Here is a 15,389-nt window from a genome sequence, read left to right on the forward strand (position 1 = left end):
TGCTTTCCTCTTGCATACATGTAGCATCTTTTTTATTTTCATATCCTCCTTTGATTAAAATCTGTAAAGATTCATTTTTTCAATATCTATATCCGTTTTTTCACCATTTACAAGATTAGATACAATTTTTCCCGTTGCAGCTCCTAAAGAGACTCCTATCATTGCATGTCCTGTCGCAACTGTAAGATTTGAAATAGTTTTACTTTTTCCTACAAAAGGCAAACCGTCAGGAGAACAAGGTCTAAGCCCTGCCCAAATATCTTTGATTTGATCATTTTGAATATCCAAACCGTTAATATATGAATTTGCGGCTTTTCTTATATTATTAACTCTTCTCTCGCTTATTGAAGAGTCATAACCGCTAATCATCATTGTTCCTGCAAACCTTACATAAGAATCATAAGGAGTAACTGCTACTTTTTCTTCGGCTAATATCATGGGCGTTGAAAAATTTAAAGCACTGTTTTTATCAACTTTAAAAGAGAATCCCTTACCACCTTGCATAGGAAGATTTAATCCGAATTTTTTAGCTATATCAAACGTATAAACACCTGTTGTAAATACAAACTCATCTGCTCTGTAAAGGTTTGAATTTTCATCAACGATAGAATCAATTTTTGAATTATTTATATTGATATCTTTGATTTTACAATTTTCATGGAAAACAACGCCCTCTTTTTCAAGGAAAGCTTTTATTGCCATTATCAAATCATAAGGTTGAACTCTTGAATCATCTTTATAATATGCTGCACCTAAAACATCAAAAGAGGCATTGGGTTCTAACTTTTTAAGAGCTTCTTTCCCTAAAATTTTTGCATCAAGTCCTATTTTATTTGCTTCTTTTACTAAATGCTCTTCCTCTTTTAAAGTTTTTTCCTCTTTACACATCATTAAAAGACCATAGTTTTTAAAATCAAAATCAAAATCTTCGCTTTTTTGTAATTTTTTATATAAGTTTAAACTGTATAAAGAGATATCTCTTAAAAAGTATTTATTCTCTTCAACATGTTTTTGAGTACAAAATGAGTTAAATTTATAAATCCATTTAATCAAATCCAAATCAAATCTTGGTTTTAAGAAGAATGGAGAATTTGGATTTAACATCCATTTTAATCCTTGTTTTATAACGCCCGGATTTGACAAAGTTTCAAAATGACTTGGAACTATTAATCCTGCATTTCCGTAAGAACATCCTTTTGCAACTGTGTTTTCTTCATAAACAGCTACTTTATTCCCGCTTTTATGTAAGAAATAAGCTGAAAGAATTCCGCTTATTCCTCCTCCGATAATTGCTATATTTTTCATATTAAATCACCTGAAATCCATGAGCATAAGGATCATCGTCATCTATTGTAATAGTATTTAATCCTGTAATTTTTGCCCAACCTTCAATAGAAGGGATAATTGCTTTATAAGTTCCTAATTGAACTTCATCTTCAATTCTTCCGATAAATTTAGACCCGATAAAACTCTCATGTATAAATTCATCACCTTTATTTAATTTTCCTTGTGAAAACCATTGAGCCATTCTTGCACTGGTTCCCGTACCGCAAGGTGATCTATCAATTGCTTTGTCTCCGTAAAAGACTGCATTTCTTGCAGTTGAAGTTTCATCTATTATTTTTCCGGTCCACTCAATATGAGAAAGACCGCAAATTGTTTCATTTTCGGGATGAACAAAATTATATTTTTCATTCAATTTATCTCTTAACTCTTTGCTCATTGATATAAGTTCCGAAGCTTTGAAGTTTTCAATTCCCGAAAAATTTTCTTGAGGATCGATAATTGCGTAAAAGTTTCCACCGTAAGCAACATCTACGCTTAATTTTCCCAATACAGAAGATTCAACTTCAAGATTGCTTGAATGTAAAAAAGATGGAATATTTACTATTTTTACGGATTTAACTCTATCTTTTTCATCTCTTTTATAAGTAGCAACAACTAGACCTGCCGGTGTTTCAAGTCTAAGTTCACCCTCTTTTTTAGGTTTTACAATCTCTTTTTCAATCAAAACAGTAACTGTTCCGATTGTACCGTGACCGCACATCGGCAAACAACCGCTTGTTTCAATAAACAAAATTGAGACGTCATAATCGTCACTGCTTGGCTGAAATACAATAGAACCACTCATCATATCATGACCTCTTGGTTCAAACATAAGACCTCTTCTTATCCAATCAAACTCTTTTAAAAAGTGCTGTCTTTTTTCACTCATATTAGCACCTTTAAGTAAAGGTGCACCACCACAAACAACTCTGACCGGATTCCCACAAGTGTGAGCATCTACACAGAAAAAAGTTTTACAAGACATTTTTAACTCCTAGTTAATTTCTCATATACTAATCTTGCAGCAGCTAAATCCTCTAAACCGTGACCAACAGATTTAAAAAGTGTAATCTGAGAGTTTGAGTCTCTACCTTTTTTTAATTCTCTTGTTAAATCAAAGAGGTCTGCTTTAATATCATTTTCAGATATTACACTATTTTCAAGGGGAATTTTTAACTCTCCTGACTCTTTTTTAGCCATATTCGTATCAATATAAATATCAACATTTTTAATCAACTCATCATCAGCTTCTCTCATATCAGGTTTATAAGCACCGACTAAATCAATATGTTGTCCTGCTTTTAAATTTTTTCCGAATATTAAAGGATTTATACTGAGAGTTGCACAAGAAACAATATCTACGTCGCAAATCTTATCTTCAATATTATCAACAAGTTTGATATTAAATTCATTTTCCAAACTTTGAGCCGCTTTTTTAGCTTTGTTTTTATCTCTTCCCCAAATAAAAATCTCTTTTAAGTCTCTAACACTACTATGGGCTCTTATTAATTCCGTACTTAAAGCTCCCGTTCCAACCATAAGCATTGAAGATGAATCCTCTTTTGAAAGATAAGAACTAGCTAAAGCAGAAGCCGCTGCCGTTCTTTTTGAGGTTAAAGGTTTACCGTCAATAACTGCTTGAAGTTCCCCTTTATGTCCGTCAAAAAGTATATAAAGTCCGCTAATCGAAGGAAGATTATATTTTGCATTGTTAGGACTTACTGTTAAAATTTTTGTTCCCACACTTACTCCTTCCTGCCATGCAGGCATAAGAAGAAGCGTTGAATCCACACCCTCTTTGGGGTTTGCAAAATCATAATGAAGTCTAGAAGGTACTTTTATCTCATTTATAAAAGCCTCTTTTAATGCTTTTATTAAAGAGGGATAATCAAGAGCTTTTTCGACATCATTTTTTTCTATAAATTTCATAAGGACTCTCTTGTATATTTTTCATTTACGATTCTTAAGATTTTTAAAGGATTTTCATCTTTTAATTCATTAGGAAGTAAAGAATTAGGACAATCTTGGAAACAAACAGGTCTTACGAATCTTCTAATCGCACCTGTACCCACAGAAGTAAATCTTGAATCAGTAGCAGCAGGGAAAGGACCTCCATGTTGCATTGAATGACAAACTTCAACACCTGTTGGAACACCGTTAAAAAGGATTCTTCCGCATCTGTTTTCTAAAGAGGAAATAACCTCTTTGTATTTAATCATTTCTGTCTCTTCACCCATAACAGTTGCCGTTAACTGACCTTCTAAACAATCAATTACTAAAGAAAGTTCTTTTAAATCCTCACACTCCACTAATAAAGAGTAAGGTCCGAAAATTTCTTCATGTAATTTTGGATTTTCCATAAAAGTTTTTGCATCAACGCTTGCAATAGTAGGTCTACCTTCTGCTTTTGTATTTTTTATATTTGACTCACCTAAAAGGGTAATTCCTTTTTGAGAAAGAGCCTCTTTTTTACCTTTTTCATAAGCTTCTTGAATTCCGTGAGAAAGCATTGTTGCAGGAGCTATTTTGTTTATCTCTTTTGAAAGTTTTTCTTTAAATATTTCAAGATTTTCATCTTTTATTGTAAGAATCAATCCGGGATTTGTACAAAACTGCCCTACTCCGACTGTTATTGAACTTGCGTATAAAGAAGCCATATTATCACTGTTTTTTACTGCACTTGGTAAAATAAGACAAGGGTTAATACTTCCCATTTCTGCAAAAACCGGAATAGGAGTTTTTCTTTGATTTGCCAATTCAAAAAGTTTCATTCCCCCTTGCGTAGAACCTGTAAAACCGACGGCTTTTACAATTTCATTTAAAACAATTTGCTGACCTACTGTTCTACCGCTTCCATGAACCATAGAAAAAGTTCCGTCAGGCATATTAGATTTTTTTACGGCTTTTATAATAGCTGTTGCAATAAGTTCCGAAGTACCGCTGTGAGAAGAGTGAGCTTTTACGATTACAGGACAACCTGCTGCTAAAGCTGATGCAGTATCTCCTCCTGCACAAGCAAAAGCCAAAGGAAAGTTGCTAGCTTCAAATACTGAAACAACTCCTATTGGTCTTAACATTTTTCTTAAATCATTTCTTGGTAAGGGTTTTCTTTCAGGAAGTGCTTCATCTATCGTAGCTTCAACCCAAGAACCTTCTTTTAAAAGAGAAGCAAACATTCTTAGCTGCCCTACTGTTCGTCCTCTTTCACCTTCAATTCTAGGTCTTGGAAGATTTGATTCTGCAATAGTTCTAACTACTAATTCATCTCCTAGATTCATAATTTCATCTGCAATTGTTTCTAAAAACTCTGCTCTTTGTAATTGTGAACTCTCTTTATATATGAAGAAAGCCTCATTAGCTTTTTTCAAAGCTAATTCAACTTCCTCTTTTGTTGCATGTATAAACTCTCCTTCAAAAGGTTCATTCGTATTAATATCATAGATTTTACTACTTTGATTACCGTTTGAAGACAACACGTTACCGATAAAATTTTTACCATGTAAACTCATTTTTATCCTTTTTTTATAATGCTGGTAGTGTAACTGTTGGATAAACTCCAATAAATTTACATTTCATACCAACCATTTAGATTAATTAAATTTTTTGATATCATCAATAAGGATTAATCTAATAACCCCAAGCCTTCTATTCTTTCTTTTGCTAGAATGTATCTTGCTCGAACATCTTCAATTTGCTCAGGAGTTAATTTCTTACCAAGAGTACGAAGTCCTCCATCAGCATCATTATGATGAAGTCCCATTGCAAACTTAAGATATTCCATAAGAAGCGGCTGACCATCAAGATATGAAATGGAGTTCATCGCCTGAGAAACTTTTAGAGCCTGGTCCCATTCACCTTTTAAAACATACTCCTGCATAGTAATACTAGCTTTGGGGAAGATAGTACCTACACCTGTAATTCCACCGCATGCTCCGGCAAGTCCGGCATATACAGTTACATTATCAACACCTGCCAAAATTTTTAAATCTTTGTCCACTAACAATAATGTTTCAATAATAGAAACATCTATAGTCGATATTTTAAGAGCCACTATTTCAGGTAGAGCTGCAAGTTTAATAAGAGTATTTGTTGAGATTGCATGATATCCGGCTGCATCAGGATTATTATAAGGCAGAATTGTTACCCCTGCCTTTTTTGCAGCTGTTGCAGCAAGAGCATAGTACGCATACATATCTTCATCGCAAGGAGCTTCTTTAGTTTTTGGAGGCATTACCATAACAGTATCCACACCAACCTTTGCTAGTCCTTCAATGATTATTGCAATCTCTTCTTTAGTTTCTGCCGAAGCTCCACTGATCAATGGCACATTGTATTTCTTAGCAACTTTAGAAAGTGATTCAAGTAAAGAAAGTCTTTGTTCGTTGCTTAAATAACTATTTTCACCTAAAGTACCAGAGGCAACAAGTCCTCCCATTCTGCTTCCGCCCTTTCCTTGAGCTTTTAAAACATATTCAGCCTGTCTTTTTGTTTCATCAAAATCAATTTCAAGGGCTCCTGATTCTGACTCTTTTAGCCATGTAAATACGGCTGGCATAACAGTATAAAGCCAATCTATACTAGTTTCTTCCATTATATTACCTTTTTGTCAAACAAATTATTTGACATTATTAATTTCTTTTTAATTTATATATCTGTAATATATTTTATTGAAATATTATTGATATATCAGAAGTATATCACACATATATTAAAATAAACTTAAATTCAAACAGCTAGGAAAAATATGGAAAATCAAGTAAAAAATCAAAAAAAAGCCTATATATATGCGCTTATATCGGTGTTTTTATGGTCTACTGTGGCAAGTGTTTTTAAAATTAGTTTAGAAACATTAAGTGTATCTCAATTAGTTTTTTTTGCAATTTTAACTTCTACTGTTGCACTTTTTACAATTGTAGTTGCAAAAAATCTTTTAAATGAAGTCCTTCAACACTTCAAAAAAAATTTTAAATATATACTTCTATTAGGATTTATAAATCCTTTTTTGCAATATATAACACTTTTTAAAGCATATGATTTGCTTCCCGTGCAAGAGGCTCAAACTATAAATTTCACTTGGGCGTTAATGCTCACTTATCTTTCAATTCCTCTTCTTGGGCATAAATTAAAAAAAGAGGATGTTATAGCAGGATTGATTTGTTATTTCGGAGTTTTGATAATTGCAACCAAAGGCAATCCTTTCTCTTTGGAGTTTACTAATATTTACGGCGTAATATTAGCTCTTCTTACTACAGTTTTTTGGTCTTTATATTGGATATTTAATACTAAAATAGAAGTAAATCCCGTAGTAGGACTTTTTTCAAACTTTTTAATCTCTTTGCCTTTTGTCTTAATATATTTTATATATGTAGGAGAATATACGGTAAATGATATAAAAGGTGTTGCCGGTGCCATTTATGTCGGATTATTTGAAATGAGTATAACTTTTATGTTTTGGCTCAATGCTATGAAACTGACCTACTCTACTTCAAAAATTGCAAACTTAATTTTTATTGCTCCTTTTTTATCTCTTATCTTTATATATCTATTTGTGGGAGAGAAAATATTGTTAGCAACACTTTTAGGTCTTGTTTTGATTGTTTTAGGACTTTTAATACAACAAAGTAAAAATTTAAAGAAGAGATTTAGAAGATAGGCTCTTCTTTTTCTTCTATTAAAGAAATTCCCTTTTGTTTTAAAAACTCTTCTACTAAAAAAGCAATCTTTTTATATATTGATAGATTTATAAATCCGTCTGGATAAATCTGATGAATTGAAGATAATTCATACTTTAAACTTTCAAAAAATATATAAAAAGAGGAAGAGTTTAATTCTAAAGCAATTTTTTCATCTATTTTTTCAAGAGAAATACCTATTCCATTTAAATATCCTATTAAATAAGCTGCACTTTTAAATAAAGATTCCGCTTGTTTTATTGAAAAAAGGATAAATTCCTTATTCCCTTTTTTACCGTTAAAAAGAGAGAATTTTTTTTCTATCTCTTTTGGTATATTATTAACTTTATAAAGTAAAGCTTTTGCAACTTCAAAAGGGTAAGTAGTATCCAAAGCACTTTTAGAAGAGATAAAATTTGCAATATATTCACTCCAACAATTTTCTGCAATGGGATAAAGAAGTGAAGATACTCCTTTATAAGAAGATGTTTTCATCAAATTTTTAAAAGCATCTATTTTTTTGTTGTTATCATGAATATGTGCAAATTCGTGATGCAATATATGAAAGGCTCTTTTATAAAAAAGATCCTCTTTGTTTTTTAGAATATTTAAAATAAAATTTGGATTGATTAACAATATAAATTCAAAATCATCATTCTTGGACAGAGTTAAAACAACGGCATATTTATCTTGTAAAGTTACACTATTTTCTTTAAACTCTGAACTTACTATTATAGTTGACAATCTTCTTATATCCAAAAAAGAAAAATCTTTATAAATTTTATTTAAAGAAGCAACTATCTTAGAAGATGTTACTGTTGAAAAGCCTTTTATTTCAATAGAAATATTTCCCATACTTTCACCTTTGATGTTTAATTATAGAACAACTTTTTTTGATTATATTAATTTGCAAGTAGTATATTTGCCGTTTAAGCTCATTTATATTTTAATCTTATTATATTTTAATATTAGAAAAAATTATAAACAAGGAGATAGATATGCTGAAAAAAAGTAAATATATAATACTTGGTTCACTCTTCTTTGCTTCAACTTTAGCTGCGAGTGAATTTAATCTACGAAGTAGCGGTGTAGATATAAAATACGACGATCAAACTGTTACTATTAAAAGGATGCATGATGAAGAGTGTAAAACGATAAATGGTGCAGATCCCAAAAATATCTGGTCAGGGAATTATGCAAAAGAAGGACTTCCCGAAAAATGTGTTAAAAAATTTGTAACAACAGTAGGGAAAATAACTCCTATGAAAATCAATGATAAAATTGAAACTATAGGAGAACTTGAGGTTATTAAATTTATAAAAGAGTCTCAAACAGATAAGAATAAACTTCTTATTGATGCAAGACTTCCTGATTGGTTTTTACAAATGAGTATACCAACAGCTGAAAATATACCTTTTCCTTATTTTAATAAAGACAAATACCCTGATGATTTCTATGACGTTTTAGATATGATCGGAGTAAAAGAGCTTAGTGAAGGGAAATATGACTTTACAAATGCAAAAGAGTTATTGCTGTTTTGTAACGGACCTTGGTGCCCTCAATCTACTCTTGCTATTAAAAACTTAATAAAAATCGGTTTTCCTCAAGAAAAGATCAAATGGTACAGAGGTGGAATGTACTCTTGGAAAATGTTAAATTTAACTACGGTTTCTGAATAAAAAAGATTACCTTTTTAGGTAATCTTTAACTAAAAACACTTTTTAAATCCTCAACTATTGATTTATCTACTCTTTTATCATTTGAAAGTTTATCCATTATTTTAAAAGCCTCTTCTTTTGAAAAAGCTGCTCTGTATGTTTTTTTTGTTATTAAAGAGGTATAGATATTTGTAGTAGTCAATAATCTGTTTTTTAGACTTAAATCTTTACCCTCCAAACAAAAAGGATAGCCGCTTTTATCGATAAATTCTTGAATAGTACTTGCCCAATTATTTATATCGCTAAAGCCAATGATATTTGATAAAACTTTTTTTGTATAATAAGGATAAGCCTTAATTTGAGTATATTCATTTAGTTCTAATGTATCTTTTTTTTCTAAAATCTTGCTTGGAATAAAAAATTTGCCTATATTTGCCAAACTTGCGGCAATTAAAAATGTCTGTTTGTCTTTGTGGTCAAAATTATAAAAATCTGCCATTTTAGAGCAGTTTGATATTAGATTACTATTGTTATCGATTAATTCATGAAAAATAGAAGAGAGAGATAAAACATCTTCAAATTTTAATGGAATAGAGAAATCAAATAAAGAAGAAAAAATATAAGTTAACAGCTCTTGTTCATTTTGTAAATCAAGCCAGAAACTTTCAACTTCGCTAAATTCAAAAAAACACTCAACCATATCTGTTGAAAAAAGAGTATTTTCACTTTTTTTGACAAATTCTAAAATCTCTTTTCTGTTATTTATATCTTTTTTTGATAAATCAAATTTTGTATCAAGAGTATCTGCAAAAGCCAAAAATTGTGAAAAAAGAGGAATTTCATCACCTTTCAAACCAAAAATACCGCTTCCGTCATAATATTCGCAGTGGTATTTTATAATATTTTTTTCATCAGTTAAAAAAGGAAATTTAGTTGAATACTCTTCCCCTAACAAGCAGTACTCTTCCCCTTTTTTTAGACTCTTTTTTAATCCTATATTATGTAAAAGAGCAAAAGAGCAAATATCAGAAAGTCCCTCTTTTTCAAAATTAAACTCTTTTGCCAATTTCAGTGCAAGATAAGCAACTCTTTTAGAGTGAAAGCAAGAGACTTTGTAAACCTCTTTTTCTACTTCATCTAAAGCAGTCGACATTGCTAATAAAAAATTATTTAAATTAAAAAGTATCTCTTTTTTCTTGTCCATATTATTATCCTAAATTTTAATTGATAATAATCCTACAATATAATTACTAATTATAAATTAAAGAAAAGAATATATAATCAAAATTAATAAATATAAAAAGGAGAGAAATGAAGAGAATATTATTTTCATTGTTGTTAGTGAATATAAGCCTTTTTGGATTTGATTACCATTTAAAACCGCAAAAGGTAAATGATACGACTTGGTGTTTTTTAGGCAAACTTGAAGCTCCGTCAAAACATAATGGAGGTTTTATGTCAAATCACTGTTATGTAAACACAGGAAAACATTATGTTTTAATCGATGCAGGAGGAACTTATGAAATAGCAAAACAAGCCTATGAACAGATGCAGAAAATTGCAGATTTACCTGTTTCTACTGTTATATTAACCCATGAACATGATGACCACTGGTTAGGAGCCTCTTTTCATAAAGAAAAATTTAATGCAAAACTTGTCGGAGTTGCTTCAATAAATAAAAATTATGATAAAAATTCAAAAACAAGAATGTTTAGAATGCTTTCAGCCGATGCGATAAAAAATACGAAAATAGTAAAAGTAGAACAAGAAATATCTGAACCTACGACACTAAAAATCGATGATACTTCATTTCAGATTATACCTGTAGGAGTCAAAGCTCACGCAAGTGAAGATTTGTTTGTTTATGTTCCTAAAAATAAAACACTCTTTTCAAGTGATATTGTAATGAATGGAAGAATTACCTCAAATAGAGACGGTTCCGTAATAGGTCAGCTAAAAGCCGTAAAAATGCTTGAAAAAATGGATTTTAAAAACCTTGTACCAGGACACGGTTTTGATACGAGTAAAAATGCTATGAATGAGACTAAACAATATTTTACGCTGCTTAAACAAAGAGTTTTAGAGGCTATTGAAAATGAAGTCTCTGCACAAGATATTACAAAAGTGGTAAAAATGGAAGAGTTTAAAAATAAAGCTTTATATGATGAATTAAATTCCAGAAATGTTTTTGATGCGTTTAATGAATTGGAATTTTATGAAGAAGAGGAATAATTTACTCCTCTTCTAACATTTCGGTTATTGCTTCTACAGAAGTATCGCTCATATCCAAATCGATATGAACTGCTCCTTGAACTTTTAATAACTTTGCATTTAACCCTTTATCTTCCGCAATTTTAAAAAAACTTGTAGTAACTTCAGGTTTTGAAATTTCATCTTTTGTTCCGTAAATAAAAAGAAATTTAGCATCTTTATTTACATTATCAATAACATCAACTAAAGAGATTAAATCCCCTTTTGCTACTTTGTGAATATCATATCTTCCACCTGCTAAGGCAATATTTTGAATTAGATCAGGTTCCAATCCCATTAAAGTAGCACCTGCCATAGCACCTGCACTATGACCTATATAAGTAACCTCTTTTGCACCGAATTTATCTTTTAAAGCTTTTATTAATTTTCCTAAAAACAGTACATAATCTTTATGTGCAGCTAAATTTTTAACTTTTTTACTTCCCAAAGACTCAAAATTATTTGTTGAAGAACCTGAATATCCCGGAAGGGCAATCGCAATTGTAGTTAAGTCCGTATTCATATTCATAGTTTCGGCAAAAGGTGCATATCTTCCTAAAGTATTCGTCCCCTCATCCCAAGTTCCATGAACAATAACTATAATTCTGTCAGTTGAATCACCTTTATAGGCTTTATACTCTATACACTCACCGCCTGCAAAGATAAAATTATCTCCTAACTTACTACATTGGTCTTGATTGATTTTTTTTGCTTCTAATGATAAAGAAAGTAAAAAAATCATAAAAAATAAGAAAAACTTTTTTTGCATATCTACTCCTTTTGTAAGATTTAATAATTTTATAAAATTACTCTTAGTTCTATATTTATTTTTTCTCTTAAATATATATAGAACTTTAGTTTAATGAAAGTTTTTAGTAGGCAATAATTCCCACATATCCGTCTATTTGTCTCTCTATTAACTCGACAATTCCGGCTTGAACATAAGAGACTCCGTCAATAAAATCATCTTCTGTCCAGTTCATAGTCTGCATAGTATTTTTACAAACGACAAACTCCACATCATATTCCATTAATGAATTAATCCTTGACAAAGTAGCTTTATCATAATCTTTTTTTAAGGCTCTAACACCGTTACCGTAAGCAATAACGGCAACTTTCAGACTCTCTTCGGGGTACTCTTTTAAAATATTGTAGATAGTACTTAAATTATGATTCACCTTTTTCAAATCAGAATCGTAAAGTTGAATTGCAACTTTTCTAGGTTCGTCAAAACTAGGCTGAGGATCACTAAAAGTTGATTGTGCATATGTAAATATTGTTAATATAGTCAACAATAAAAATTTTTTCATTTTATCCCTTTTTATGAAGCAATTTTAGATTTAGTATCTTCAACTAATTCTACAGTGCTATTTTTTGTTACTATACCAGCTTTTTCTATTTTACAATATAAACCTCTGTACTCTTGCAGTAAAATCGGCAATTCATCGTCAAAAACTGCCAAATGGTTACAAATAGTACAATTCTCCATTACTACAATAACAGCCTCGCCTATTTTAAATCTTGTTCCTATTGGAAATTCATGAGGATCGAAATCAAGAAGTATATTTTCTCCTAAACTACCGTTTTGCAGCTCTATTGAGTTTTCTTTTGCTAAATCATAACTTTGTTTACCTACTATCATTACGGTTTTATCAAGATTATCTCCTGCAAATTTATCATCTTTTATACCGTATCCGTAAATCAAATCCAGACTCTGCACTTTTGGTCTGGGTAAGCCGCTTTGACCTACTTTTGCACTAAATGTGTCGATTACTTTTCCTAATGTACTCATTATAAATTTTCCTTCAATATTTGTAAAAAGTCATCTTTTACCCATGCTCCTGGATAAGTATTGATAAGTTCACCGCTTGTTGTTAAAATAAAAAAGGTAGGAGTCATACCTTTAAAATATTTTTTCAAACCAAAAGGCAAAGATACAAAATCTACATCTACTTCTAAAAAGATATAATCATTATCAATCTTTTTTTGTACATCTTTTAAAGAGAGAACCTCTTTTTTCATCTTTTTACAAAAATAACAGGTTTGAGATGTGGCAAAAACAATAATATGTTTGCCCTCTTTTTGAGCTTTTTGTAAAATTTTCTTTTCATCAAAATCTTTTGTTTTTACATTTACGGGTTCTTCACTGTTTTTTAATCTATTTTGTTTATATCCCATAAAATATTGAGCCAAAAGCTCTGATTCTTCGCTACTTATTTGCATTGGCTCTTTTTTAACATAATATTTTAAAACATGCTGATCACAAATACTGTTATTTAAATCAGGATTTGCCAAATATGATTTCAGATACTCCTCTATCTCTACTTGTCTCATCTCAGGATCATTTGGATCGCCTATTTTTCTACTACTGTCCATAATTGCCCATGCAAGCATATTTTCAGTTGGGATTGTTAGGTTAAGAAGAGTATTGTTTCTTTCAAAAAAATTCTCTTTTAATTTTTTAAAAGAGATATACTCTTTGTGGCAAGATGCACACTTTTGTTCAAATAATATTTTTCCCTCTTGAAAATCTGCATATAAATTTATTGTAAAAAATAGACAAAATAGTAAAAATAAACCTTTTTTTATCATTATAAAACCTCTCTTTCAACTTAGCAAATATTTAAAATAAAATATCTGCTAAATTGAAGAAGAGAAAAATCTCTTCTTAATTTATTTAGATAATTCCGGGATTACCTTTTACTCCGACAATATCTGGAGTATCAACTTTAAGGTTAGCAATATGTTTTACATTTTTTAGATATGTTTCAACAGTTTCCCATACAGGTTCACCCGGTGATTTTGCACCTACTGTTGACCAACCCGCAACTTTGTAAGATTTACTAGCTTCAAGTTTTTCTCCGCTTTTTGTAAGAGTAATATCTGAAATTCTCTCTCCCATTTTTGCAATAGGATTAATTTTATAAGAGATTCCTCCCGTTCTTACCATATCTCCACCTTGTTGGAAAAATGGATCCGGATTAAATAAGTTATCAGCAACATCTTCTAAGATATTTTTTATATCTTTTCCTGAGATATCTCTTGCGTATGTTTCAGGATAAGTCATTGCCGTTTGAGTCATTAAATCATCAAATGTAATTGCTTGTCCGGGCATTACCGAAGTTCCCCATCTAAATCCCGGAGATAAAGAGATATCGGCACCTTTTACGTCCATTAAAGCATCACAAATAATTTGGTCCCAAGAACCGTTAAAATTTCCTCTTCTAAAAAGAGTATTTTCTGTAGTTGCGATTTCTCTTGTAAGTTCTTTTAAAAATGGAGCTCTAACATCTTTAATATATTTTTTCATAGCTGCATCTTCAGGAACAATATCAGAAAAAATCGGAAGAAGTGTAAATTTAAAGTCTTTGATTTTTCCATTTTGAATATCTAAATCTAAAACATTTAAGAATTTACCGTTTGAACCGGCATTACAAACATAAGTAACCCCGCCGTCGTTTTTAACAGGAACAGCTTCGGGAACACCGTCATGAGTGTGTCCACCCATAATAAAATCAATTCCCGTTACGACTTGTGCCATTTTTTTATCTGTATCATATCCGTTATGAGAAAGTACGATTACTGCATCGGGTTTTTCACTCTCTCTAACTTCATCAACAAGTTCTTGCATACCGTCATCATTGATTGAGAATGTCCAATCAGGAATAAATCTTTGAGGATTTGCAATTGTTGTATAAGGGAAAGCCTGTCCTATAATAGCAACTCTTGCATTTCCTAGTTTTTTAATAGTATAAGGTTTAAATGCATAACCTTCATCTTGATCGTATGCTTGTTTTGCAATATCAGTCTCTTCAAAAAGAGCATCCTCTTTTACTTTTACGTTTTGGGCAAGAAATTCTGCATTTAACTCTTTTACATTATCTAAAACCTCTTGGGCTTTATAAGTAAATTCCCAGTGTCCTACGGCAACATCTACACCTAAAAGATTCATCGCACCGACCATATCTTTACCTCTAGTGTAAAGAGCCGTTGCACTTCCTTGCCATGTATCTCCACCGTCTAACAATAAAGTTTTTTCTTTACCGAAATTGTTTTTTAAAAAATCTACAACTGTTTTAATTTGAGCGAAACCACCTGTTCTACCCATAACTTTTGCATGTTTTTCAAAATTTACACAAGTAAGTGCATATTCTAATCTTTTATTACCTTTTATTCCAAAATAATCTAAGAATTTCTCACCTACAATATGAGGTGGTTTTCCAAAATTACTATGAAGCCCCAAATTTACGCTTGGCTCCCTAAAATATACCGGTAAAAGTTGTGCATGAGAATCAGTCATATGCATTAATCTTACATTACCGAACGGTTTTAATTTGTAATAATCTTCAAGTTTATTGGTATTTGTCATTCTTGTATGTGAATTAGCAAATACAGGAGCAGCACCAAGTACTGCCATCATATAAACAAACTCTCTTCTACTTAGTTTACTCATTTAATCAATCCCTTCATATGAAATTTAGAA

Annotated in this window: 15 protein-coding genes; 3 read left to right on the forward strand and 12 right to left on the reverse strand. The window is 31.0% G+C overall.

Annotation, left to right across the window (positions count from 1 at the left end; all coding sequences use genetic code 11):
- Nucleotides 1-54: 54 nt before the first annotated feature.
- The 5 genes from AANAER_RS08035 to AANAER_RS08055 form a co-directional block, all read right to left on the reverse strand.
- The gene (locus AANAER_RS08035; RefSeq protein WP_129081745.1) at nucleotides 55-1,305 is read right to left on the reverse strand and encodes an NAD(P)/FAD-dependent oxidoreductase; all 1,251 of its coding nucleotides are present in this window, start codon (nucleotides 1,303-1,305) and stop codon (nucleotides 55-57) included.
- Nucleotide 1,306: 1 nt separating this feature from the next.
- Complete coding sequence (locus AANAER_RS08040; protein WP_129081746.1) at nucleotides 1,307-2,311, reverse strand: 4-hydroxyproline epimerase; 1,005 nt, start codon at nucleotides 2,309-2,311, stop codon at nucleotides 1,307-1,309.
- 2 nt (nucleotides 2,312-2,313) lie between these two features.
- A complete protein-coding gene (lhpI, locus tag AANAER_RS08045; RefSeq protein ID WP_129081747.1) occupies nucleotides 2,314-3,255 on the reverse strand; it encodes a bifunctional Delta(1)-pyrroline-2-carboxylate/Delta(1)-piperideine-2-carboxylate reductase in 942 nt (313 codons plus the stop codon).
- On the reverse strand, nucleotides 3,252-4,835 hold the full coding sequence (locus AANAER_RS08050; protein WP_129081748.1) for an aldehyde dehydrogenase (NADP(+)): 1,584 nt from the start codon (nucleotides 4,833-4,835) through the stop codon (nucleotides 3,252-3,254). Before AANAER_RS08050 ends, lhpI begins: the two co-directional genes overlap by 4 nt.
- A gap of 113 nt (nucleotides 4,836-4,948) precedes the next feature.
- Complete coding sequence (locus tag AANAER_RS08055) at nucleotides 4,949-5,881, reverse strand: dihydrodipicolinate synthase family protein (protein ID WP_206732538.1); 933 nt, start codon at nucleotides 5,879-5,881, stop codon at nucleotides 4,949-4,951.
- A gap of 189 nt (nucleotides 5,882-6,070) precedes the next feature.
- On the opposite strand from AANAER_RS08055, the gene AANAER_RS08060 reads away from it, so the two are divergent.
- Nucleotides 6,071-6,979 (forward strand): DMT family transporter, encoded by a 909-nt coding sequence (locus tag AANAER_RS08060; RefSeq protein ID WP_129081750.1) that lies wholly within the window; start codon nucleotides 6,071-6,073, stop codon nucleotides 6,977-6,979.
- Here the strand turns inward: AANAER_RS08060 and AANAER_RS08065 are convergent.
- On the reverse strand, nucleotides 6,969-7,853 hold the full coding sequence (locus tag AANAER_RS08065) for a hypothetical protein (protein WP_129081751.1): 885 nt from the start codon (nucleotides 7,851-7,853) through the stop codon (nucleotides 6,969-6,971). The two genes, AANAER_RS08060 and AANAER_RS08065, sit on opposite strands and share 11 nt — an antisense overlap.
- A 143-nt stretch (nucleotides 7,854-7,996) precedes the next feature.
- On the opposite strand from AANAER_RS08065, the gene AANAER_RS08070 reads away from it, so the two are divergent.
- Nucleotides 7,997-8,677 carry a rhodanese-like domain-containing protein gene (locus AANAER_RS08070; RefSeq protein ID WP_044418702.1) on the forward strand — a complete coding sequence of 227 codons (681 nt, stop codon included), beginning with the start codon at nucleotides 7,997-7,999 and terminating at the stop codon, nucleotides 8,675-8,677.
- Between the two features lie 25 nt (nucleotides 8,678-8,702).
- Here the strand turns inward: AANAER_RS08070 and AANAER_RS08075 are convergent, their stop codons facing one another.
- Nucleotides 8,703-9,860, reverse strand: a complete 1,158-nt coding sequence (locus tag AANAER_RS08075) for an HD-GYP domain-containing protein (protein WP_129081752.1) — start codon at nucleotides 9,858-9,860, stop codon at nucleotides 8,703-8,705.
- A gap of 107 nt (nucleotides 9,861-9,967) precedes the next feature.
- Here AANAER_RS08075 and AANAER_RS08080 point away from each other — a divergent pair, with 107 nt between their 5' ends.
- Nucleotides 9,968-10,888, forward strand: a complete 921-nt coding sequence (locus AANAER_RS08080; protein ID WP_129081753.1) for an MBL fold metallo-hydrolase — start codon at nucleotides 9,968-9,970, stop codon at nucleotides 10,886-10,888.
- Between the two features lies 1 nt (nucleotide 10,889).
- On the opposite strand, the gene AANAER_RS08085 is transcribed toward AANAER_RS08080, so the two are convergent.
- The 5 genes from AANAER_RS08085 to soxB all read right to left on the reverse strand — a co-directional run bounded on the left by AANAER_RS08085 (nucleotide 10,890) and on the right by soxB (nucleotide 15,359).
- Nucleotides 10,890-11,675 (reverse strand): alpha/beta hydrolase, encoded by a 786-nt coding sequence (locus AANAER_RS08085; protein WP_129081754.1) that lies wholly within the window; start codon nucleotides 11,673-11,675, stop codon nucleotides 10,890-10,892.
- Between the two features lie 103 nt (nucleotides 11,676-11,778).
- Nucleotides 11,779-12,216, reverse strand: a complete 438-nt coding sequence (locus AANAER_RS08090) for a DsrE family protein (RefSeq protein WP_044418695.1) — start codon at nucleotides 12,214-12,216, stop codon at nucleotides 11,779-11,781.
- Nucleotides 12,217-12,227: 11 nt separating this feature from the next.
- Nucleotides 12,228-12,698, reverse strand: coding sequence for an MOSC domain-containing protein (locus tag AANAER_RS08095; RefSeq protein WP_129081755.1), 471 nt, complete (start codon nucleotides 12,696-12,698; stop codon nucleotides 12,228-12,230).
- On the reverse strand, nucleotides 12,698-13,498 hold the full coding sequence (locus AANAER_RS08100; RefSeq protein WP_044418691.1) for a thioredoxin family protein: 801 nt from the start codon (nucleotides 13,496-13,498) through the stop codon (nucleotides 12,698-12,700). Before AANAER_RS08100 ends, AANAER_RS08095 begins: the two co-directional genes overlap by 1 nt.
- A gap of 85 nt (nucleotides 13,499-13,583) precedes the next feature.
- Entirely contained in the window at nucleotides 13,584-15,359 is a 1,776-nt protein-coding gene (gene soxB, locus AANAER_RS08105; RefSeq protein ID WP_129081756.1) for a thiosulfohydrolase SoxB, read from the reverse strand.
- Nucleotides 15,360-15,389: the final 30 nt, after the last annotated feature.

The organism is Halarcobacter anaerophilus, assembly GCF_006459125.1.
GTDB classification, from domain to species: Bacteria; Campylobacterota; Campylobacteria; order Campylobacterales; family Arcobacteraceae; genus Halarcobacter; species Halarcobacter anaerophilus.

What these genes read in the sequence shown, in the direction of transcription:
- AANAER_RS08035 (WP_129081745.1), bottom strand. Translation starts at nt 1,305, where the DNA reads ATGAAAAATATAGCAATTATCGGAGGAGGAATAAGCGGAATTCTTTCA.
- AANAER_RS08040 (WP_129081746.1), bottom strand. Translation starts at nt 2,311, where the DNA reads ATGTCTTGTAAAACTTTTTTCTGTGTAGATGCTCACACTTGTGGGAAT.
- lhpI (WP_129081747.1), bottom strand. Translation starts at nt 3,255, where the DNA reads ATGAAATTTATAGAAAAAAATGATGTCGAAAAAGCTCTTGATTATCCC.
- AANAER_RS08050 (WP_129081748.1), bottom strand. Translation starts at nt 4,835, where the DNA reads ATGAGTTTACATGGTAAAAATTTTATCGGTAACGTGTTGTCTTCAAAC.
- AANAER_RS08055 (WP_206732538.1), bottom strand. Translation starts at nt 5,881, where the DNA reads ATGCCAGCCGTATTTACATGGCTAAAAGAGTCAGAATCAGGAGCCCTT.
- AANAER_RS08060 (WP_129081750.1), top strand. Translation starts at nt 6,071, where the DNA reads ATGGAAAATCAAGTAAAAAATCAAAAAAAAGCCTATATATATGCGCTT.
- AANAER_RS08065 (WP_129081751.1), bottom strand. Translation starts at nt 7,853, where the DNA reads ATGGGAAATATTTCTATTGAAATAAAAGGCTTTTCAACAGTAACATCT.
- AANAER_RS08070 (WP_044418702.1), top strand. Translation starts at nt 7,997, where the DNA reads ATGCTGAAAAAAAGTAAATATATAATACTTGGTTCACTCTTCTTTGCT.
- AANAER_RS08075 (WP_129081752.1), bottom strand. Translation starts at nt 9,860, where the DNA reads ATGGACAAGAAAAAAGAGATACTTTTTAATTTAAATAATTTTTTATTA.
- AANAER_RS08080 (WP_129081753.1), top strand. Translation starts at nt 9,968, where the DNA reads ATGAAGAGAATATTATTTTCATTGTTGTTAGTGAATATAAGCCTTTTT.
- AANAER_RS08085 (WP_129081754.1), bottom strand. Translation starts at nt 11,675, where the DNA reads ATGCAAAAAAAGTTTTTCTTATTTTTTATGATTTTTTTACTTTCTTTA.
- AANAER_RS08090 (WP_044418695.1), bottom strand. Translation starts at nt 12,216, where the DNA reads ATGAAAAAATTTTTATTGTTGACTATATTAACAATATTTACATATGCA.
- AANAER_RS08095 (WP_129081755.1), bottom strand. Translation starts at nt 12,698, where the DNA reads ATGAGTACATTAGGAAAAGTAATCGACACATTTAGTGCAAAAGTAGGT.
- AANAER_RS08100 (WP_044418691.1), bottom strand. Translation starts at nt 13,498, where the DNA reads ATGATAAAAAAAGGTTTATTTTTACTATTTTGTCTATTTTTTACAATA.
- soxB (WP_129081756.1), bottom strand. Translation starts at nt 15,359, where the DNA reads ATGAGTAAACTAAGTAGAAGAGAGTTTGTTTATATGATGGCAGTACTT.